This window comes from Niallia oryzisoli (assembly GCF_043641075.1).
In the GTDB taxonomy this organism is placed as follows: Bacteria; Bacillota; Bacilli; order Bacillales; family Cytobacillaceae; genus Bacillus_BD; species Bacillus_BD oryzisoli_A.
This window is the reverse complement of record NZ_JBHZRC010000017.1, coordinates 50716-73033: the sequence shown is the minus strand read 5'-3', so window position 1 is coordinate 73033 and position 22318 is coordinate 50716. Positions and strand designations below refer to the sequence as shown.

The following is a 22318-nucleotide window of genomic DNA, read 5'->3' as shown; positions in this document are numbered from 1 at the left end:
AGAAAGGAGGATATGAAAATGCAGTCTGAAAAGGATAATATCAGTTCTTACATTATTCAATCACAGGAACAGGAACTGAAAAGAATAGCGCTTGAGCTTCATGAAGGAGTGGGTCAAACATTATACAGTCTATATACAGGGATGCAGTTAATCGAAGGAACTGTAGACAAGTCTATGAAAGGCTATATGAAGGATATGACCCAACTATTGGAAAAAACAATTCAAGAGGTAAGACTTCTGGCTGTAGAATTACATCCTCCTACACTCACAACATTAGGGTTACTTTCAGCTATGAAAACCTATTTGAAATTATATACTTCTACCTATGGCATTGAAGTGGATTTTCACGTTTCTGGTGATGAAGTGGAGCTGGGAGAAAAAGAGAGGATCACACTTTTTCGAGTTTGCCAGGAGGCGTTGGTAAATATCGCTATTCACGCCGATACGATGAAGGCTACTATCACTCTCGTATGGGAAACAGAAAAAATATTTATTTCAATAAGTGATTCTGGCAAGGGCTTTGAAGTTGAAACAGCGATGAAGCAGTCAACGGGCCTTGCCTCCATGATCGAAAGAATGGATTTAATTGGAGGAAGCTGTATCATTGCGTCTAAGCCGCAGGAAGGGACTTCTATAGAGTTTTCCCTACCGTTATAGTAGAATAGTGATTTGGGGGTTTGCAAAGCGCAATCCCCTTATTGTGTTTTATTCCAGTGCAATCAGTCTTAATTAGGGGGGATATGATTGATTAAAATTGTACTATGCGATGACCATGCCGTTGTAAGAATGGGCTTGAAAATGCTGTTAAATAATCATGAAGATATGGAAGTTGTGGGCGAAGCCTCAGAGGGAAATGAAGGAATTCAGCAGGCACTTGAACTTAAACCAGATGTGGTGGTCATGGATTTAAGTATGCCCCATGGAAAGGATGGCTTATCGGCTACATCAGAGCTGAAAAAGCTGATGCCGGAAGTGGAAATCCTGATTCTAACCATGCATGATGACGAGGAGTATTTATTCCGGGCGATACAGGCGGGAGCTTCAGGCTGTATTTTAAAAAGTGCACCACAGGAGGAGCTTTTAGGGGCCATTCGATCTGTGTCGGGCGGGAATGCATACCTTCACCCATCCGCAACCAAGCGATTAATGGAGGAGTATCTAGGGAGTGTAAAGCAGGGAAATCATGATACATTCAATCTCCTCTCAGATCGCGAAAAAGAGGTTCTGACGTTAATTGCGAAAGGCTTTTCGAATAAGGAAATTGCTGAACAGCTGTTTATCAGCGTCAAGACAGTTGAAACTCATAAAGGGAACCTAATGGAAAAGCTCCAGATGAAAACAAGACCAGAGCTTGTGGCATTTGCTTTAAAAAAGGGGTTATTAGGCTATGGATTATAAAGGGTGCAATCGCGAGGGTACCTGCCAACATATTGAGGCATGCTGTGAAGAGCTATTGGCAGAATTAGGCTGTAATTTTGTTGGTTTGGCTATTCAAAATAGTGACGGTCCTGATGTTAGATGGCATTACGCTGCTGGAAACAGTAACGATAAATATATGAGAATTACAGTCCGTTATGGAAAAGGAATAGCTGGCAAAGTGATCTCCACAGGAAGGCCGATGACTGTGGAGGATTTTCCTAATCATATTACAGGAAAGGCACTTGAGTACCCGATCATGCTTGCTGAAAATCTTCTATCTGCTTATGCTGCTCCCATTCAAATGAATGGAATGCCAAAAGGGGTTTTGTTGGTGGGGAGTCGAACAAAGCGGATTTTTTCGGAAGCTGAACATCGCGTTGTTTTACGAGCAGCAAAGGGGCTGGAGGAAACGTTAAACAATAACAGGAGGAAATAAAATGGACAGGAGTAATCCTTTAAATAAAGAAAGCATGATTGATCCTAGTTCCAGTGATGCAACCATTCTTGTTAATGACTCTGGTATCATCTCTTTTGCCAATAGGCTGGCATGTATCAATTTTGGTTATCAAGAAAATGAATTAAATGGACTAGCACTTCGTACCCTTATGCCGGAAGTGGACCTTCATCACGAAAAAGAAGGGATGGTTATTCATCAATACGGCATCCATCATGATGGGCATACCATTTCTCTATTCTTCCGTGTGAATACCTTTATTCTAGCTGGTGTGCAGTATTATTTAATGGCCTTTCATGTCGTTAAGGATCAATCAAGGCTCAATAAACATCAATCCTATTCATTACATGAATTGGTTGATATTTATTATGCGCTGAATGAGTCGACCATTGTTGCCTTTACGGATGAAAAAGGGAAAATCAATTACGTGAATGAGAAATTTTGTGAGATATCAAAATACTCACCCGGGGAACTAATCGGAAAAGATCATCGAATCATAAACTCAGGGTATCATTCGAAGGAGTTTATGAACGAGCTTTGGCGCACGATCTCAAGCGGCAATGTATGGCGTGGAGAAATCAAAAATAAGGCAAAAGATGGTACATATTATTGGGTGGATACGACGATTGTTCCTTTCCTGGATGAAACCGGTAAGCCTTATAAATATCTCGCTATTCGTAAGGAGATTACGGAACATAAGCGTGTCGTTGAGGAGTTAAGAAAGTCTATTCATGAGCTGATGGACCTCAAGTTTGCCCTGGATGCTTCCTCCATTGTTGCGATAACGGATCAAAAGGGGAAAATCTCATATGTGAATCAACAATTTTGCCGGGTATCGAAGTATACAAAGGAAGAGTTGATTGGAAAGGACCATCGTATCATTAATTCCGGCTACCATTCAAAGGAGTTTTTCGCTGAATTGTGGTCAACCATTGCTCAAGGGAAGGTATGGAAGGGCGAAATCAAAAATCGTGCAAAGGATGGAAGCTACTATTGGGTGGCTACCACGATTGTTCCTTTTATTGATGAGAATGGAAAGCCGTATCAGTATTTAGCCATCCGTCATGAAATTACCCAGCGGAAAAATGCGGAAGAAGAGCTGCAAAAGATGATGACGAAAATTATCGATGTCCAAGAGGATGAGCGGAAACGAATTTCCCGTGAGCTTCATGATGGAGTTGGACAAAATTTATACAGTCATTTGATAACGATTAACCGGCTTCAAACCGAGGTCAGTCATCCGCTGTTAGATCAGATGCTGGAGGAAGCGACAGCCATCATTGAAGAGCTTCGGGATCTTTCCTGGGAATTACGCCCATCTGTGTTAGATGATCTTGGTTTAATTCCTGCGATTCGTTCCTATCTTGTCCGATACTCTGAATACAGTAGGATCAATGTTCATTTTGACTGCTATCTGCAAAGCCGGTTAAGTGCGAATAAAGAAATTACCATCTATCGGATTATCCAAGAGGCATTAACGAATATACGGAAATATGCCCATACAGACGAAGCCTTTGTGACCATGCGAGAAATGGAGAGCGAGATTCGGGTGGTCATCGAGGATTATGGAAAGGGCTTTGATATTGAGCAGGTTGCTCGCGGTGTAGGCTTGTTCAGTATGGAGGAAAGAGCTCGAGCGGTCGGAGGTTTGCTTTCAGTTCATTCGACTGAGAAAAAGGGAACGAAGATTGTTTTGGAGGTTCCAAAGTAGGGTAAAATGAACCCTTATACTTAGAAAAACGATGCTGTCGGCCGGTCTGACAGCTTTTCTTAGTAAAGGGTTTATTTTACAATTATATTAAATCAGTGTAAATAGATTGAAAATTTAGAAAGGATTATATAGTATTAATAGTGGATATAGGGATATTCGCTCTATTCTATCAGAAGTCACCTTTTATATTACAGGAAGATTGTGTTCTAACATTAATAGGCAATGAGTCTCTAGATATGATGCTAGAATTTAAGCCAAAATAAGACGTAGTTGGGAAGAACTATGCTTATTTTGGCTTTTTATTTTCTGCTAAAAAACGGGAGGTAGGATCGAAATGGTGATAGAGCAAATAAAAGGCTTTGAAAGCAAACTATCTATGAGGGAATTGGACATGCAGCTGCAATCTGAAAAGCATGCAGTGGCAAGTCAATTAGCAGCTGGAATTGCACATGAAATCCGAAATCCAATTACAGCTATTAAAGGTTTTTTACAATTGATCATGGCAGATTATAAAGGGAAGCCTATGTATTTTGAAGTAGTAGAAGCAGAGATTGCCAGGGTAGAAGCTATTTTGAAAGAATTGATGGTGCTAGGAAAACCAACAAAGATAAAGTATGAAGAGCTTCCTATTGATTTGCTACTGGATCAAGTACTTACGTTAATGGAGTCGCACGCGCTATTAAATAATATTGAAATTGTCAAAAGGTACGAGCTTAGCGAATTAAAGGTACTAGGTGATGAGGGTCAGCTGAAGCAAGTGTTTATTAATTATATAAAAAATGCAATTGAAGCCATGCCAGCTGGAGGAACCATCTTTGTGGATGGATGCACTGTTTCTAAAAGCAGCATTCAAATTAAGATCATTGATCAAGGATGTGGGATTCCGTCTGACATGCTTGAGCGAATAAATGAGCCATTTTTTACAACCAAGGAAAGTGGAACAGGTCTTGGGATGCATGTTAGCAGCCAAATCATAGAAGAACACCAAGGAAAAGTAACTATTAGTAGCAGCAATGATGGAACGTGTGTAGAAGTGATTTTACCTGCAGGCAGATTTTAAATAATTGCTGAATAATGAATAATCATGCTAGTATGACTATGTCAATTGTCTAGTAGTCATCTGTCATAGTAAAGATATAGATACTTCTAAAGACCAATTTTAGTAATATGGTATAGGGAATAAACGATTTGATATAGTCGTTTCAGCCGTGGTCTAGCTTCTTTTATCAGGGGTTAGGCCTTTTTTTCTGAAAGGGGATTGTTATGATTACAACAACACAGGAGAATATGCAGTACCTTAGCAGTAAGTTTAGTAAGCTGATAAAGCGAAGGTTCGGAAAAGGTCCGGAAACCTGTTACGTTATGCAGAAAGGGAAACGATTCTATGTCTATATGAGAAATTTCATTACCCCTGCGGAGGAAGTCTTGATTTGTAATAACGAGTTAAATCTTGCAACCAATTTTCGTTCGACTGTTATCAACACGGTAATCAAAGACTATATTCCGGAAGTTGAAAAGACGCTGGGAATACTGTATGAATACTTCCGTTCTGATTGGGATTATGACCGAAATACCGGAATCCTTGTATTTGAAATCAAGGATATGGTAGAAGAAAAAATCGAGGTAAGCTTTGAAAAATCGCTTTTAAAGCTGCTGGATGAAATAGGCTCGAAGACACATAAAAAAGCAGCCTGCCTAAAAATCGTCAGCTACTCGCAAAATATTTGTACGGTTGAGTCGAAGCAGGTCCTATTACAGCTGGAACGTTTCGTTTATCAAAAAGGCGACTACGATTTATTGCTCCACCAGGCAAGAGATATAAAAAAAGAGTATATGGACTGCAAAGGTTTATTTGAGGGTATTTTTAATCGCTCTATTGAAGATATTTTTATTATCTGGGATTATGAAAAGGATCGAAATGATATTGTGTTTATTTTTAATAAAGAATATAGATCAAATTAACCTATTGTCGGAATTCTTATTGCGGCGGTAACTTTGGGCTCGTCCCTGCCGCATTGCGTTGTCATGTTTTTTTAAGATGTAAATGGGAAGCTGGCCATCCTAACTACGACTGTATTGGCTTTCATCGCAACGTTTATTGTGGAGTGGGTTTTATGGGATGCTCCCAATTCAGTGAAAGGGACACCTTTTTCTTTTTACATGTTAAAAAAAGTGATCACTAACAAGCCGGTCATGCTTGCGAATTATGGCAATTTCGGCCATCCGTGGGAGCTTTATGCGATGTGGACCTAGCTTCCCGCCTTAACTTTAAGGTGACTTTCCCACAGATAAGGAAAATATGGACTGAAGTTTTTTAATAAAATGGACCTTTTCTATATACCAGTCCTCTGCTAAAGTCATAGGTATATTCTAACGAGGAAGGGTTATGAAAATGGAAAATATTCAGAGTTATTCAAAACCAGGTCAGAAAACATTTGATTTAATTATTACCTCCGTATTAGCTGCACTTATTTTTCTTGCAACGTTCTTTATAAATATTAAATTGCCTATTTCTATAAATGGGGGATTGGTTCATTTAGGAACAGCGATGCTTTTTATTGCATCTATTTTGTTTGGGCCTAAAAAGGGAGCTCTTGCCGGTGCAATCGGAATGGGATTATTTGATATTGTTGGAGGCTGGCTGCTGTGGGCGCCAATCACCATTGTGGCGCGTGGTTTACAAGGCTTCATCGTCGGTAAAATCTCTTGGGCAAAAGGCCGCAAAGGAAGCAGCCTTGCTTTAAATATAACGGCAACCATTATTTCGATGCCATTTATGATAGCTGTTTACTACTTTGGTGAAGTAATTCTATACGGAAATTGGATTACACCTTTAACGTCAATCCCGGGAGACATCCTGCAAAATGTATTAGGAATTATCATTGCCGTTCCGGTTTGTGTTGCTTTGAAAAAGGTTCCTTATTTTAAATAAGAGTTATGTTAAAAAGTATTTTGCCCTTTCATTTTTTTGCTGAAGGACAGAAGGCGGGGAACAGTATTATGTTTTGTCTTTCATGGATGGTATGAGGGCCATTCTTTATTTAGATTAACTGAGTTTTGTCCTTCATCAGTGAAATGAAGGACAGTTGATAGGTAAATTAAACATAAATTGTCCTTCATAGGCCTTATGAAAGACAGTATACAAGTAAAACAAAGAAATTTTGTCCTTCATAGGCCTTATGAGGGACAATAGAAAAGCAAATCAATCACGAAATGTCCTTCATCGTCATGATGAAGGACATTTTTTTTCGGACTACTGAATTATTGTCCCTCATTAAAACTTCTAAAGCTAAACGAGGCCTGAGCTAATCGCCGCCGTAAATATTTTCCATTTATTTATTTTCAAAAAGTTATTGAACCAGATTTACTACTATGCTAGTATAATTAACAACAACAACATAATACCTTTAACACAGACCAGAGAGGCTGAAAAGGGCGGCAATAAGCTATATTTTTAGCTTGTTCACTATGCTATACTTACTTTTGCCTATCCATACCCTTTTGTCCTCTGCGACGAAAGGGTATTTATTTTGTAAAAAAGACCTCTTTTAAGCGAAGTCCTGTGAGGCTTCAAAGGAGAATGGGAAACGTATCTATCCATTCTTTCGAGGTACAGCTTGTAAAAAACGGAAGGGTGGAAACAAAATGGATTATCGTAAAAAAACAGTCGTCGCATCAACAGCCGGTTTAACGTTAGAAGGGATGGATATCATGTTTATCTCCTTCGCGATGTCGATGATTATTTCAGAGTTTGGCATTGATTTTGCAACAGGCGGACTTATTTCTTCTATTACAAATATCGGAATGCTTGTAGGTGGAATACTATTTGGAATTTTGGCTGATAAGTTTGGCCGGGTACGAATTTTCACCTATACAATCCTATTGTTCGCTTTAGGTACAGCATTAACCGGAATTGCAACAAATATTGAACAGGTTTATTTGTTTAGATTTATTGCTGGACTTGGCGCCGGCGGTGAGTACGGAATTGGTATGGCACTTGTAGCCGAAGCGTGGCCGAAGAATAAACAGGGAAGAGCTTCTTCTTATGTAAGTGTTGGTGCACAGTACGGTGTGATCCTTGCTGCATTACTAAGTGCGATGATTCTGCCGATGTTAGGCTGGAGAGCGCTGTTCTTTGTAGGTGTACTTCCTGTAATTTTTGCTTTCATTGTAAGAAAGAACCTGAAAGAATCTCCAAAATGGTTAGAAGCTCAAAAAGAAATCAAGGTTAAGAAAGTAGAAAAAGGAAAACTAGCTCAGTTATTCTCCACGCCAAAAACGACGATGACAACCATTGCTCTCGTGATCATGGCGACAGTACAAATTGCAGGCTACAATGGCTTAATGATTTGGCTGCCATCCATGCTTCAGCAATCACAAGGCTTATCGGTTTCAAGCTCAGCACTTTGGACAATTAGTACAGCGGTTGGAATGATCATTGGGATGTTAACCTTTGGACGATTTATGGATCGATTTGGAGCAAAGCGTGCTTACGGTACCTTTTTACTAGCCTCTGCAGCTGCAGTATTCTTCTATTCCTTTGCAACCGGAAGCGCAGGCTTATTAATCGGAGGAGCGATTGTTGGTTTCTTTTCAAATGGAATGTTTGCTGGATATGGTGCACTCATTAGCAGCTTTTATCCGGTTCAAATTCGTAGTACAGCTACCAATACAATCTTTAACTTTGGACGTGCGGTAGGAGGTTTATCACCAATCCTTGTTGGTTACATCCTTCAAAGTTCGAATATGACAGTCGTAATGATTTATCTAGCAGCGCTTTATTGCCTATCCTTTATGGTCATGCTGACGCTTAATAATAGAGTGGCTAGCCGTAATACAATAAAGATTATGCAGCCTGTTGAAAAATTTTAATAAGAGATAAAAATGAAACCATCAATGAAGGTGCAATGCGCATCGATTGATGGTTTTTTTATGGATAATATGAATGAAATTAGTGAACGATAAAAAATGTTAAGGAGGGGTCCGATATGAATGAAGATAAGGAAAAGCTTGAAGAAGTTCTGAAAAATTCAATCGAGACTGAAGAGGATTTAATGCGTACATATCTTATTAGTGCTGAACGAGTCGAGGATGATGATGAGCTAAAAGAACGGCTCGAGAATTTTGCGCAGGGAAATGCAAAGCGTACGAAGCAGCTGATCGATGAGCTGAATGAATTGAAGGAAGAGTAGCTATGAAAAAAAGAGCCGAACAAGGCTCTTTTTCTACTATTAACGTACGATAAACCAGCTGTTTACAAGCTGTTCTTTATTATAAACTAGCGGTTGTTTTGTTTCAGCATCAACCACTTCTCCTCCGGCAGCTTCTACAATGGCTTGTCCTGCTGCGGTATCCCATTCCATTGTTGGGGCAAAGCGCGGATAGACATTTGCTTTACCTTCTGCGACTAGACAAAACTTCAATGAGCTTCCTGCAGAAATCATCTCAACTACACCATGCTCCTTCTTAAGTTCCTCAACAAATGTCTCAGTCTCAGGAGATAAATGTGAGCGGCTTGCCACCACTTTATAAGAGCCCATATGACCAACTGTTATTTTTTCAGAAACGGCCAACAAATCCTCTTCTGATAGAAGCTGATGGGCGCTATATTGATGAACCTTAAAAGCCCCAAGCTGGTTTGAGAAATACATTTCGTCCTTGACTGGAACGTAAATAACACCCAGGATAGGCTTTTGCTGATGTGTAAGGGCAATATTTACTGTAAACTCCCCGTTACGATTTACAAATTCCTTTGTTCCATCTAAAGGATCGACAATCCAAAGTGTGCTCCACTCTTTTCTTTCCTCAAAGGGAAGGTGCTGACCTTCTTCACTTAAAATAGGGATTTCCGGATAGCTCCTGCTTAAATGGTTAACAATCATTTCATGCGATTGTTGATCGGCTAATGTGAGCGGAGAGGCATCCTCCTTTGTTTCGACTTGAAAGTCAGTATCATATACTTCTAAAATTTTTCGCCCTGCTTCATAGGCTGCTTTCGTAATATCAAGAATTTGAATCGTATCGAGCATGCAAAATCATCCTTAACGTTTAATAGTTGCTTTCTTTTTCGAAAAAATGAAATAATAATGAATATGTTTGTAATTTTACATAAAAGAAAATCATCCTGCAAATGAATGAATCAATTAATTGGAGGTAGTGGCATGGATTTACAGTTAGCTGGAAAAAAAGCGCTTATTACAGGCGGGAGCCGTGGCATCGGGAAAGCGGCTGCACGTCAATTAGCATTAGAAGGTGTTGATTGTGTCATCTGTTCCAGAAATGAAGCGGTGTTAAAAGAAACGGCCAAGGAAATCAGTGAGGAAACAGGCCGAAATATTTACCCTGTGACTGCTGATTTAGGGAACCCTGAATCTATTCAGCAATTGGTAGCAACTGCTGCAGATTTATTAGGCGGTATTGATATTCTGGTAAACAATGGAGCCCGTGTTAGTGGAAAAGAGCCAGAAGGTTTTAATGACGTAAGCGATGAATTAATCCTAAAGGATTTCGAGGAGAAGTTCCTTGGCTATTTCCGTTGTACAAGAGCTGTAGCTCCCTATATGAAGGAAAATAATTGGGGTAGGATTATTAATGTGAGCGGCTTGGCGGCTAGAATGGCTGGTAGTGTGAGTGCGGGGGCACGCAATGTATCGGTTGTTCATTTGACGAAGACTTCATCCGTAGAGTTAGGGAAATACGGGATTAATGTGAATGCTGTCTATCCAGGATTTACTGAAACAGAAACCATCCTTGAACGACTTCCAAATGAAGAGGACCGAGAGAGACTTGCCAGCATGAACTCAATCGGCCGCTTGGTTAACGCTCAGGATGTTGCGAATGTTATAGCCTTCCTGGCATCGCCGCTATCAGTTTCCATGAGTGGAGAAGTGCTATCGCTGACAGGCGGGTCGGGTAACTCTGTCTTTTATTAAGAATCAAGGGTTCGGTTCGCTCTCCTCAAAAGGAAGAGGAGCCGGACCTCTGGTTTAATTGAGCTTTTGCGCTGGCAACGTTTTTTTATGACGCCAAAAGAGTGTCTGTCCCATTTGACTAAGCCTTTTCTTCAAACTAAATTCCTCACTTGTTTTCTCGTTTTCTACCTTTTTTGATTGATAGGCTCTATTACATAACTCTAGCTGGCTGTCGATTTCTTCTTTATCATTTCGGTGTACATAATGATATACACCAGAAGAATCCTGTTCGCGGGCTTTTGTATTATCCGATAAAATAATTTCGAGCAATGAATAAATTCGATCCTTTAAATGGTCCTTTAAAATAGGAAACAGGATTTCTACTCGATTGACCATGTTTCTTGTCATCATATCGGCAGACGATAAATAGATTTTTTGCTTTCCATGATGATGAAAATAGTAGATTCTTGTATGCTCTAGAAATCGTCCAACGATGCTCTTAACGGTAATGTTTTCACTGACATTTTTAATTCCAGGCCTTAAGCAGCAAATTCCTCTAACCATCAAATCAATTTTCACACCAGCAATGGAGGCTTCATACATTTTCATAATTATTTTCTTATCTGTCAGCGAGTTCATTTTCGCAACAATACGGCCATCTCCATATTGTTTATGGAACTCGATTTCTTTATCAATCAGTTCTAGAAATTCATCTCGAATGTCATGGGGCGATACAATTAAGTGGTGGTAGGACGGCTTTTCCATATGACCGCTTAAGTAATTAAAAAAGTTTGAGGCATCAAGTCCAATTTGTTCATTTGATGTAATTAATCCCATATCTGTATAGATTCTTGCTGTCGCATCATTGTAGTTACCTGTACCTAAATGAACAAATCGTTCAATTTTATTTTTCTTACGGCGGACAACCAGCGTTATTTTACTGTGCGTTTTCAAATGTGTCATCCCATAAATAACATGACAGCCGGCCTTTTCGAGCTCCTTCGCCCACTGAACATTGTTTTTTTCATCAAATCGAGCCTTTAATTCTACCAGCACGGTTACTTGCTTGCCATTTTCGGCAGCACGCTCGAGACTCTTAATAATCGGGGAATTCCCGCTTACCCGGTAAAGTGTTTGTTTAATCGCCAGTACATCTGGATCATCCGCTGCTTGTGAAATAAAGTCGACGATTGGTTCAAATGATTCGTATGGATGATGAAACAGCAAATCATTGCCCAGTGCCGCTTCGAAAATGTCCTTCTTTCCAATCATGTCCTTCGGAACTTGAGGAATGAACGTTTCATAGACTAAGTGCCCATGGCTGGCAAGAATGGTAGTATAAAAGGAAAATAAGAAGGTTAAATCAAGAGGTGCCTGTACAAAATAAACATCCTTTTGCGTAATTTCTAATTCTTCTATTAGATAATCAACCACCTGTTGGTCATGGAGCTGACTTTGTACCTCTAATCTTACACATGCTCCCCATTTCCGTTTTTTCAATTCCTCTTCAATTTCACGTAAAAGATCATCGGCACCTTCTTCATGAATCGTTAAATCGGCATTACGGGTAATACGGAAAGGCGTAACAGATTTGACCTCAAAGCCCATAAATAATTTATCAATAAATTGAGTAATAACCTGCTCGAGCAGAACAAATCGTCTTGTGTTATGTTTAGAAGGCAGCTCAATATAGCGCTTAATAACGGCTGGAACCTGAACAATAGCCATTTTATTTTCGTTACGGTTCTGGACGCCCTTACGAAGGTCACGGAGAACGATAGCTAAATTAAGCGACTTATTTAACAGCATTGGAAAAGGCCTGTAAGCATCTATTGCCATTGGTGTGAGGACCGGAAAGATATGCTCGTCAAAATGGTCTTCCAAAAATGAAAGGTCCCCTCCAGATATTTCCTTGATTTGGATTATTTTTACACGTTCTTTTTCTAATAGAGGAGTTAATACTTGTATGTAGGTATAATCGTGTTGTTCAATCAATTTATGGGTAATAGTAGAAATCGAAGATAACTGTTCAGCTGGTGTTAGTCCTGCTTTGTTCTCAGGACGGTTAAATCCAGCCTTTACCTGATCTAACAAACCAGCGACACGAACCATGAAGAATTCATCTAAATTTGAACTAAAAATGGCCATGAATTTGAATTTTTCAAGCAGCGGATTGCGGTCATCCCGTGCTTCTTCTAACACTCGTTTGTTAAAATCAAGCCAGCTTAATTCCCGATTATTATAGTAGGAAGGGTTGCCTAATTGTTGTAAGGGGTCTTCTAGCTGTTTTTCCGTTGGTGTATTCATATTCTATCCATCTCCTAATTCGTTAGATGTGTCCAAAAAGAGCAGGCGCTGTTCTGCAAATTAGAAAGCAACTTTTTCATTTATATTGCAGACATGTAAAAGAACAAGGATAATCTTCATGATGGCTGGAACTGCATCCACAATGCTTGCTGCAGTAAGCAATTGAGAAATTCTTATCTATTACATCCTTGTCAATTTTTGAACAATAATGTTAAGTTATATTAAAAATATCAAAATAAGGTAAAGATTGTGTGTGAGGATTGTAAATTTTCTGTTAACAATGTCGAAATAGTTTAATAAAAAGTCGAAAAATATTGTATGAGATGAGGCTATTTAATGAGTGAAACTGATTTTAAGGAATATAGCATAAGTGAAGAAATTATTCGGGCACTTGAGGCTATGAACTATGCGAATCCGACCAAGGTCCAGCGTAAAGTGATCCCGATAGCATTAAATAAAAGAGATTTGGTCGTAACGTCACAAACTGGGAGCGGTAAGACGGCTGCTTTTGGTATCCCTGTATGTGAAATGGTTGATTGGGAGGAGAATAAGCCGCAATGTTTAATCCTTACTCCGACCCGTGAACTTGCCGCACAGGTAAAACAGGATATCACCAATATTGGCAGGTTTAAACGGATCAAAGCAGCGGCCATCTATGGAAAGCAATCCTTTGCAAAGCAAAAGCTAGAACTGAAGCAAAAAACGCATGTTGTAGTCGGAACTCCTGGACGGGTATTGGATCATATTGAAAAAGGAACATTGATAATGGAAAAACTGAGGTTTCTTATCATCGATGAAGCCGATGAGATGCTGAATATGGGGTTTATCGACCAAGTAGAGGGGATCATTCAAAAGCTTCCTATTGAAAGAGTGACGTCGGTTTTCTCAGCCACGATGCCGGAGGACATAAAAAAGCTCTGCCAAACCTATATGAAGGATCCGGTTGAAATCGCAGTTGAAGCGGCAGGTATTACAACTGAAAGTATTGACCATAGCCTTATAAAAGTAAAAGAGGAGGAGAAGCTCTCGCTTTTGAAGGATGTAACAGTTGTAGAAAATCCGGAAAGCTGTATTATTTTCTGCCGTACGCAGGAGCGTGTGGATGATATAATGGAGAGCCTGGATCGTGCCGATTATCCATGTGATAAGCTTCATGGCGGTATGTATCAGGAGGATCGTTTCGCCGTGATGGATGATTTTAAACGAGGCGTTTTTGAATATTTGGTTGCAACAGATGTCGCTGCAAGAGGAATTGATATCGAGAATATCAGTCTTGTTATTAATTACGATATTCCATTAGAAAAAGAAAGCTATGTTCATCGTACAGGACGGACAGGCAGGGCAGGGAAAGCAGGCAAGGCTGTTACCTTCGTTACACCTTTTGAACAAAAGTTTTTGGATGAAATTGAACAATATATCGGCTTTAAGATTCCTGCTGTAGCGCCGCCTTCAAAAGAGGAAGTAGAAAGCAGGAGGGCAGCATTTACGGAAAAAATACATGCAGAGCCCATATTAAAGGAAGATAAAGGGGCAAAATTAAACCAAGATATTATGAAGCTGTATTTTAATGGTGGAAAGAAAAAGAAACTGAGAGCGGTAGATTTTGTCGGCACCATTGCCAAATTAGACGGCCTAACAGCAAATGATATTGGAATTATCACCATTGAAGAAAATGCATCCTTTGTCGAAATCTTAAATGGAAAAGGTCCTGCTGTCCTGCAGGCAATGAAAAATACCACTGTCAAAGGCAAGAAGCTAAAGGTATATCAGGCAAAAAAATAAAATCAGGGGGACGGTTCTTTTGCTTCCGAGGAAGCAAAAGAACCGTCCGATACCGCTGAAAAATCAATCTCAAGTGGATGCATACAGCGGATATCGTATTGATATGACAAGCCTATTGTTTTTTGGGGAATATCTGTCCGAAGGAAGGCCCTCTTTAGACACCCTGAACGGAAAATTAAGGAATTCTGTCCGAAGGAAGGCCCTCTTTTGACAACTTGGGTGGAAAATTAAGGAACTTTTTTCGGAGAAAGGCTCTCTTTAGACAACTTGAACGGAAAATTAAGGAACTCTGTCCGAAGAAAGCTTCTCTTGAGACAACCTGAACGGAAAATTAAGGAATTCTGTCCGAAGAAAGGCCCTCTTTTGACAACTTGGGTGGAAAATTAAGGAATTCTGTCCGAAGAAAGGCTCTCTTTAGACAACTTGAACGGAAAATTAAGGAACTCTGTCCGAATAAAGCTTCTCTTGAGACAACCTGAACGGAAAATTAAGGAACTCTGTCCGAAGAAAGGCCCTCTTGAGACAGCCTGAATGGAATTTTAAGGAACTCTGTCCGAAGGAAGGCTCTCTTTAGACAGACTGAATGGAATCTTAAGAAACTCTGTCCGAAGAAAGCCTCGCTTTAGACAGCCTGAACGGAAAATTAAGGAACTCTGTCCGAAGAAAGGCCCTCTTTTGACAACTTGGGTGGAAAATTAAGGAACTTTGTCCGGAGAAAGGCTCTCTTTAGACAACTTGAACGGAAAATTAAGGAACTCTGTCCGAATAAAGCTTCTCTTGAGACAACCTGAACGGAAAATTAAGGAACTCTGTCCGAAGAAAGCTTCTCTTGAGACAACCTGAACGGAAAATTAAGGAACTCTGTCCGAAGGAAGCCTCTCTTTAGACAGACTGAATGGAAACTCAAGGAACTCTGTCCGAAGGAAGCCTCTCTTTAGACAGACTGAATGGAATCTTAAGCAACTCTGTCCAATGGAAGTCACCCTTTTGATAGTCCGAGTAGAGAATTCAGGCTCAAACCTTCCCCGTGCTTCGTTTATCTCGTATAAATAAGGATGGCGTCTCTGAGGAATTCTGCTGCACCTGGCTGGACTTTGTCATAGTAGGCTGTGAAGCGTTCGTCGTCTACATACATTTGTGCTAAGCCTGCGTGGGCTTCTTTGCTGTATTCGTTCCAATAGAAGCAAAGCCATTGTTTGTGGAGGTCAGCTGTTTGTTGCGCGAGCTCTCCAGCAGGATCACCAGTAGCCATGGCTTGTTCTAATGTTTCTAGAACCTGCTCAGCTAATCGGGTCACTTTTTCATAATCCTCCTGTGACATGTTCATGAATTTTTCATTTGATTTTTTGACGGTATCCTCACCATATTTTTGGCGGATTTCTTCACCGTATTTCTTCTCGTTGTCCTCGACCATTTTTTTCTTAAAGCCTTCAAACTTTTCTTTATTAGACATCGTTATTCTCCCTTCTTTTGATGCAATCGTTTTATTGACATTTTCGATTAACAAATCCAATTGATTTCGCTTTTCAAGGAGTTTTTGTAGATGTTCCCTAAGTGCGTTCGTGCCATCAAAGGTTGGATCAGTGATTATCTCCTTTATGCTGTTTAATTCCAAGCCTAATTCTCTAAAAAATAGAATTTGCTGCAGCGTGTCTACCTGAGTCTGACCATAAATCCGATAGCCAGATGAATTGATTCTTGCCGGCTTAAGAATCCCAATTTCATCGTAGTATCGAAGTGTTCTGGTACTGATTCCTGCGAGTCTTGCAAGGCTTTGCACTGTGTATTCCATCAAACTCAAACCTCCCTGTAACTAAACGATACACCTTTACGCAACGTCAATGTCAATGGGTTATTACGATATTTTTACTTAGGAAAACTTCACGGGGTTTTCTGTGGATTTTGGGGAATATAGCTCTGCTAAAGATGAATTTGGACAAAAAAAGGGAAAAGTCCAAATTCGAAGGTCCTTTTCCCTTGTATGGTTATTTAAATTTCACGAAAAGCACTTTCAATATCCTTAAATCCGCGGATATCCTCGCGCTGTGGTTCGTCAGATTCGATGACCCACTCGTTTTTTACAGGCGCTAGTTCTCCATTGTCATTCTTTTTAAATGGAGTGTGGATATGAAAGGTTTTGCCTTCTTTTCTGGCTGTATAGCCGAAATAATATTGATCATTCTCTCCCTCTTCTTCATAAATACCGATATCTTCGATGCCAAATTTATCTATGTAGGGCTGGAATGACTGTTGTAAATCATTGATAATCTGTTCTCTCGTTAAGTATTCCATTTTTTTCACTCCCTTCCTTTTCATTCCTACCCTTTAATATGACCTTTTTTGTTATTATTAATCGTTCCTTCCATATTCTTTTTTTGAAGTTAAATTTCCAAATATTATAATAGTTTTAAAGTAAGAACAATATCGAATAATCAGGGGATTGTGTTATTATATTACTATCCTTATCTATAGAAACTTTAGTAGGAATTTTCTTAGAAATATTAATAAAATAATTGAATACTAGTAAAAAATGGAGGCTATATGAAATTCAGGACAAAGCTCTATACGAGTATCGGCTTAATCATTTTGCTCATATCGATTAGCGTGATTTATTTAATGAACATGCTCGAACAATCAATGGTTAATATGCATGTAGTGGTAAATGACTTGTATGCAAGAATTGACATTGCCGATCAGATTAAGAATGACACAGAACAGTCAAACGAAATGGGTTTGGATATTATTGAAGACCAACTATTCGAGGACCAGACACTTCTTAATAATTGGGAAAGCGCCAATTTACGAATCAGCAAAAACATTGAACTATTAAAGGAAATGGATAAACAAGAAATATCAACAGAGTTAATTGAAAAGTATCGAGTACTTTACAACTCGTATTTAGATACCGTCAAACAGGTTATCACGATGCAAAAGGTAAATCAAGGTGTTGAAACTCCTGAGGAGCTAGTTAAAGATTTAAAGCTTAATAAGGAGAGAATGCTGCAAATATCCAATCTTCTTGTTGGGCTGCAGGAGCAGGAAATGAAGAATGAACTTTTGAGATCGAGAGAAACCTATAATAAGTCCGTTACCATCATCTATTTTTATTTGGCTCTCACACTGGTTTCTGGGGCGGCGCTAATTATTGTCATTATAAGAAGTATGACGAAAAATCTTAGAAATCTAGTTACGGTAATGGAAAGTGTTAATGATAGTAATGTTGACAATCTTCCGAGGATTAAGGTATCGACAAAGGATGAGATTGCTTCTATTGCCAATGCCTATAATAAAATGGTGACAGATTTGGAAAGGCACAGCCAGCATGAAAGAAAGCTGTTAGCGGAAGCTGAGGCCCATAGCTGGCATCAATCAAAGATTGCAGAAATCGTTAAAATATTCCCGGAAGTAAAGGACGTTCGAATGCTGGCAGATTTATTAATGTCAAAGCTTGTGCCCATGGTTGGTGCTAATCTCGGTATGTTCTATTTTAAGAAACACGATGGCGAAAAAACTTATTTAAAGAGAATAGGTGGCTACGCCATTTCAAATGACCAGAAGGAATTTGAGGTCTTCCAAATGGGAGAGGGGCTTATCGGCCAGTGTGCACGGGAAAAGCAGCCAATTCTCTTAAATAAGGTTCCAAAGGAATATATAAAAATACGTTCTGGAATAGGGGAGGTCTTGCCAAGAAATAGTATGATTCTACCTGTATTATTTGAGGAAGAGGTCCTTGCTGTCATTGAGATTGCGTCATTAGAAACGTTTGAGTGCAGTCATGTTAAGCTGCTGGAGGAAGTTGCCGCTACACTTGGCATCATAATTAACTCTATATCCAACCATATGAAAGCAGAACGGCTCCTTCAGGAATCTCAAAGCTTAACAGAGGAGCTTCAGGTCCAATCTGAGGAACTGCAACTGCAGCAGGAGGAACTGCGGACCACGAATGAAAAGCTTGAGGAGCAATATTCGGCCTCAGAACAAAAGAAGAAGGAGCTGGAGATTGTCAAAGAGGCTCTTGAAGAAAAGGCCATGCAATTAGAAGTGAATTCAAAATATAAATCAGAATTTCTTGCTAATATGTCCCATGAGCTTAGAACTCCATTGAATAGCTTACTTATTTTGGCGCAAATCCTTGCTGAAAATGGCGAGGGAAATTTAACAGAGAAACAAAAGGAGTATTTAAGTACCATCTATTCCTCTGGAAATGATTTACTTCTATTAATTAATGATATTTTAGATTTGGCTAAGGTAGAGTCTGGAAAGCTGGACATTATTTATGACAGGATCGAGCTAAGTCAGCTTGAAGAACAGCTGATGAGACAATTTTCTCCACTTGCAAAGCAGAAGGCGATTAATTTCTATATTAGGCTGGAGCCGGATGTACCTCAATATTTTTATAGTGATGAACATCGGTTATTGCAAATCGTTAACAACCTGCTTTCAAATGCATTTAAATTCACAGAACGAGGCAGTGTCTCACTTGTTATCCAAAGCGTACTCCTTGAAGACAGCAGGCAGGGATCAGAGCTCCATAAGCCTGGAGAAAGAGTATTGGCATTTTCCGTTATGGACACAGGAATTGGAATACCGAAGGAAAAACATGAGTCCATATTTGATGCCTTCAATCAAGCGGATGGAACAACGAGCCGAAAATATGGCGGAACAGGTTTAGGGTTATCCATTAGCAGTAAGCTCGCTTCTATGCTGGGCGGCTTTATGGATTTATCAAGTGTTGAAGGTAAAGGAAGCTGCTTTACTCTTTATCTTCCAATTCGAAATAAAGGGACTGAAATAGACGTTGACGTTCTTCCATTTGTCAAAGAAGCAGCCGTTACCCTTGAGAATAATTATAATGAGTTGACTCAAGTAACAGAAGAGAATACGTTTCATGAGGTCGAAGAGCATTTTGCTTTAAGAAATAAGAAGGTACTTATTATTGATGACGATATTCGTAATGTTTATGCCTTAACGATTGCGCTGGAAAAGGCTGAAATGGAAATTATTGAAGCAGAAAATGGCTATGAAGGGATTGAAATGCTGCTAGCAAATCCTGATACAGATATCATACTGATGGACATCATGATGCCAGAAATGGATGGTTTTGAGGCGATTAAAAGAATTCGGCAAATGCAGGAGTACAAAACACTGCCAATAATAGCGTTAACAGCAAAAGCGATGAAAAAGAGCAGGGAAGAATGTCTAGCTGCAGGAGCTAATGATTATATCAGTAAGCCTCTTAACATTGATCAGTTATTCTCACTCATGAATGTATGGTTATATAAGAAGAGAGGGTAAGGTATTGTGATAAATGAAACATATCAGGAACAAACAAAAGATGAAGAAATAGAAAAAATAGAGATTGATTTATTACTAGAAGCAATTTATCGATACTACGGGTATGATTTTCGAAATTATGCGAAGTCCTTTATTCAAAGAAGAATTGCCAATCGGGTTCATAAGGATAAGCTGACAAGTATTTCAGCTCTCCAGGAGTTAATCCTGCGTGATTCTTCTGCGATGAGGAAGGTATTCTCTGACTTTTCGATAAATGTCACTGAGATGTTTCGCGATCCTTCATTTTTTAAGTCATTTCGAAAAAATATCATTCCCATCATAAGGGAATATACAACCATACGAATTTGGCATGTCGGCTGCGCAACAGGTGAGGAAGTTTACTCCATGGCGATTCTCTTACAGGAGGAAGGCCTATATGATAAGGCAATGATCTATGCTACCGATATTAATGCTAGAATACTGCAACGTGCAATAAAGGGGACATTTCCTCTAGCCCATATGCAGCAGTACACGAAAAACTATATAGAAGCAGGTGGAACAAGGGCCTTTTCAGAATATTACAAGGTAATTGGTGAACAGGCTGTATTCGACCCGCTTCTGCAAAAGAATATTGTCTTTGCTGAACATAACTTAGTAACAGATTCATCTTTTCATGAGTTTGATATTATTATTTGCCGAAACGTTTTAATCTATTTTAATAAAACATTACAGGATGACGTTCATAAGCTTTTATATGAGAGTTTGAGCCTGTCAGGTTTTCTCGGTCTAGGTAAGAGAGAGGGGATTAAATTTACTACCTATGGAAAATGTTATGAAGAATTCGATACAGCAGAAAAGATATATAGAAAAGTCCAATAATACCATCCCCCAAAAGGTCAATATCTTAATGGTGGATGATCATCTGGAAAATTTATTAGCGCTGGAGGCTGCACTTTCGTCCCCAGATTATCATTTAGTCAGAGCCACTTCTGGGCAGAAAGCATTAAAGCATCTCATTAATCAAGAATTTGCGGTTATTTTGCTGGACGTTCAAATGCCGGGATTAAATGGCTTTGAAACGGCTAAGCTAATCCGGGCACGAGAGAAAACGAAGCATACACCAATCATTTTTTTGACGGCTATTAGTCAAGAAAGCGAAAATGTCCAGCTAGGTTATGAGGTTGGGGCGATTGATTATATTTTTAAGCCTTTCCAGCCTGATACGTTAAAAAAGAAAATAGAAAAATTCGTTGAAATCTATCAAAAACATAAAGAAAAGATTTACCAAAGCGAGAGGGAACACATTTTAGAGCTTGAAAAAAAGGTAGAGGAGCGGACTCTTGAGCTTTTATCTACAAATGAAAGGCTGCAGCAGGAAATCGCTGAGAGGGAGAAAATCACTGACGATTTGTTTGCGTCCCAGGAAAGGTTTCGAAAGATATTTGAATCAAGCCCGAACCTGATGGCAATTGTATCGCTAGAGGCAGGAACCTATATTGATGTCAATACAAGCTGGATCCAATTTACGGGATACCAGTACAATGAATTGCATGAGCAGGAAATGAACTTCCAGGACTTTATTGAAGAAGCAAGCGGTAATAGGATACGGTTAGGCGATCATATTCGAAATATGAAAATTCAGTATAAAACAAAAGGCGGGGAAATGAGGTCCGGTTTATTGTCATCTGAATTAATTGATATTGAACCTGAGCCTTGTATTTTGTTTGTTTTGACAGATATTACGGAAAGAGACATTTTAGAAAAAGGATTAACTCGATTGGATCAATTGAACTTAATAGGCGAGATGGCTGCTGGAATTGCTCATGAAATTCGCAATCCGATGACGACCGTTTATGGGTTTTTACAAATAGCCAAGAACAGTGAAGTATCAAAAGACATTATTGAGCTGATGCTGGATGAATTAAACCGAGCAAACTCCATTATTACAGAGTTTTTAAATTTAGCTAAAAATAAAGTCAGCTATAAAAAGAGACATCAAATAAACTTGATTATTGAAGCTTTATTCCCATTAATACAGGCAGAAGCCCTTCGAGCGAATAAACAGGTTATTCTAGACCTGCATACATGCTCAGATATTTTCATAGATGAAAAGGAAATTCGGCAATTAATTTTAAACATTGCCTTAAATGGACTTGATGCCATGACTTCTGGAGGAAAGCTGACGATAACAACATTTGCGAAGGAACAAAACGTGATATTGAAAATACAAGATCAGGGTACAGGTATAAGTCCTGAAGTGATGGAAAAAATCGGTACACCCTTTTTTACAACGAAGGATAACGGGACAGGACTGGGACTGGCGATTTGCTATAGCATAGCGAAACGTCATCAAGCAGAAATTGAAATTGAAACAGGTCATAACGGCACCACCTTTGCCATTACATTTCTGGCTGATCACTAAGTGGATAACAGATTAAGGTTGAACATCATGAAGAAAGG

18 protein-coding genes are annotated in these 22318 nt (G+C 39.3%); 14 read left to right on the top strand and 4 right to left on the bottom strand.

Features of this window, described 5'->3' with window-relative positions:
• Nucleotides 1–18: 18 nt before the first annotated feature.
• The 9 genes from ACHUFV_RS25205 (at nt 19) to ACHUFV_RS25165 (ending at nt 8776) form a co-directional block, all read left to right on the top strand.
• Complete coding sequence (locus tag ACHUFV_RS25205) at nt 19–657, top strand: sensor histidine kinase (RefSeq protein WP_394239069.1); 639 nt, start codon at nt 19–21, stop codon at nt 655–657.
• 87 nt (nt 658–744) lie between these two features.
• Entirely contained in the window at nt 745–1398 is a 654-nt protein-coding gene (locus ACHUFV_RS25200; protein ID WP_394239067.1) for a response regulator, read from the top strand.
• A complete protein-coding gene (locus tag ACHUFV_RS25195; RefSeq protein WP_394239065.1) occupies nt 1388–1855 on the top strand; it encodes a GAF domain-containing protein in 468 nt (155 codons plus the stop codon). Before ACHUFV_RS25200 ends, ACHUFV_RS25195 begins: the two co-directional genes overlap by 11 nt.
• 1 nt (nt 1856) lies before the next feature.
• On the top strand, nt 1857–3584 hold the full coding sequence (locus ACHUFV_RS25190; protein WP_394239063.1) for a PAS domain-containing sensor histidine kinase: 1728 nt from the start codon (nt 1857–1859) through the stop codon (nt 3582–3584).
• A 334-nt stretch (nt 3585–3918) separates the two neighbouring features.
• Nucleotides 3919–4644: an ATP-binding protein gene (locus ACHUFV_RS25185; RefSeq protein ID WP_394239061.1), complete on the top strand. Its 726-nt coding sequence runs from the start codon at nt 3919–3921 to the stop codon at nt 4642–4644.
• A gap of 203 nt (nt 4645–4847) precedes the next feature.
• Nucleotides 4848–5546, top strand: coding sequence for a Na-translocating system protein MpsC family protein (locus ACHUFV_RS25180; protein ID WP_394239059.1), 699 nt, complete (start codon nt 4848–4850; stop codon nt 5544–5546).
• Between the two features lie 430 nt (nt 5547–5976).
• Nucleotides 5977–6516, top strand: coding sequence for an ECF transporter S component (locus ACHUFV_RS25175; RefSeq protein ID WP_394239085.1), 540 nt, complete (start codon nt 5977–5979; stop codon nt 6514–6516).
• Nucleotides 6517–7229: 713 nt separating this feature from the next.
• The gene (locus ACHUFV_RS25170) at nt 7230–8456 is read left to right on the top strand and encodes an MFS transporter (protein ID WP_394239057.1); all 1227 of its coding nucleotides are present in this window, start codon (nt 7230–7232) and stop codon (nt 8454–8456) included.
• Between the two features lie 116 nt (nt 8457–8572).
• Nucleotides 8573–8776, top strand: a complete 204-nt coding sequence (locus ACHUFV_RS25165) for a hypothetical protein (protein WP_394239055.1) — start codon at nt 8573–8575, stop codon at nt 8774–8776.
• A gap of 39 nt (nt 8777–8815) precedes the next feature.
• Here ACHUFV_RS25165 and cysQ read toward each other — a convergent pair whose 3' ends face one another.
• Entirely contained in the window at nt 8816–9613 is a 798-nt protein-coding gene (gene cysQ, locus ACHUFV_RS25160; RefSeq protein WP_394239053.1) for a 3'(2'),5'-bisphosphate nucleotidase CysQ, read from the bottom strand.
• Nucleotides 9614–9745: 132 nt separating this feature from the next.
• Between cysQ and ACHUFV_RS25155 the strand changes: the two genes are divergently transcribed.
• Nucleotides 9746–10516 carry an SDR family NAD(P)-dependent oxidoreductase gene (locus ACHUFV_RS25155; RefSeq protein WP_394239051.1) on the top strand — a complete coding sequence of 257 codons (771 nt, stop codon included), beginning with the start codon at nt 9746–9748 and terminating at the stop codon, nt 10514–10516.
• A 54-nt stretch (nt 10517–10570) separates the two neighbouring features.
• Here the strand turns inward: ACHUFV_RS25155 and ACHUFV_RS25150 are convergent, their stop codons facing one another.
• Nucleotides 10571–12802: an RNA degradosome polyphosphate kinase gene (locus ACHUFV_RS25150; protein ID WP_394239049.1), complete on the bottom strand. Its 2232-nt coding sequence runs from the start codon at nt 12800–12802 to the stop codon at nt 10571–10573.
• A 336-nt stretch (nt 12803–13138) separates the two neighbouring features.
• On the opposite strand from ACHUFV_RS25150, the gene ACHUFV_RS25145 reads away from it, so the two are divergent.
• Nucleotides 13139–14584, top strand: coding sequence for a DEAD/DEAH box helicase (locus ACHUFV_RS25145; RefSeq protein ID WP_394239048.1), 1446 nt, complete (start codon nt 13139–13141; stop codon nt 14582–14584).
• A 1036-nt stretch (nt 14585–15620) separates the two neighbouring features.
• Here the strand turns inward: ACHUFV_RS25145 and ACHUFV_RS25140 are convergent.
• On the bottom strand, nt 15621–16376 hold the full coding sequence (locus ACHUFV_RS25140; protein WP_394239046.1) for a MerR family transcriptional regulator: 756 nt from the start codon (nt 16374–16376) through the stop codon (nt 15621–15623).
• 197 nt (nt 16377–16573) lie between these two features.
• A complete protein-coding gene (locus tag ACHUFV_RS25135; RefSeq protein WP_394239044.1) occupies nt 16574–16876 on the bottom strand; it encodes a DUF5634 family protein in 303 nt (100 codons plus the stop codon).
• A gap of 249 nt (nt 16877–17125) precedes the next feature.
• On the opposite strand from ACHUFV_RS25135, the gene ACHUFV_RS25130 reads away from it, so the two are divergent.
• From ACHUFV_RS25130 to ACHUFV_RS25120, 3 genes are read left to right on the top strand one after another with little or no spacing between them, the layout of a single operon-like run.
• Nucleotides 17126–19879, top strand: coding sequence for a response regulator (locus tag ACHUFV_RS25130; RefSeq protein WP_394239042.1), 2754 nt, complete (start codon nt 17126–17128; stop codon nt 19877–19879).
• Between the two features lie 6 nt (nt 19880–19885).
• On the top strand, nt 19886–20737 hold the full coding sequence (locus ACHUFV_RS25125; protein WP_394239040.1) for a CheR family methyltransferase: 852 nt from the start codon (nt 19886–19888) through the stop codon (nt 20735–20737).
• Entirely contained in the window at nt 20691–22280 is a 1590-nt protein-coding gene (locus ACHUFV_RS25120; RefSeq protein ID WP_394239038.1) for a response regulator, read from the top strand. Before ACHUFV_RS25125 ends, ACHUFV_RS25120 begins: the two co-directional genes overlap by 47 nt.
• Nucleotides 22281–22318 lie beyond the last annotated feature (38 nt).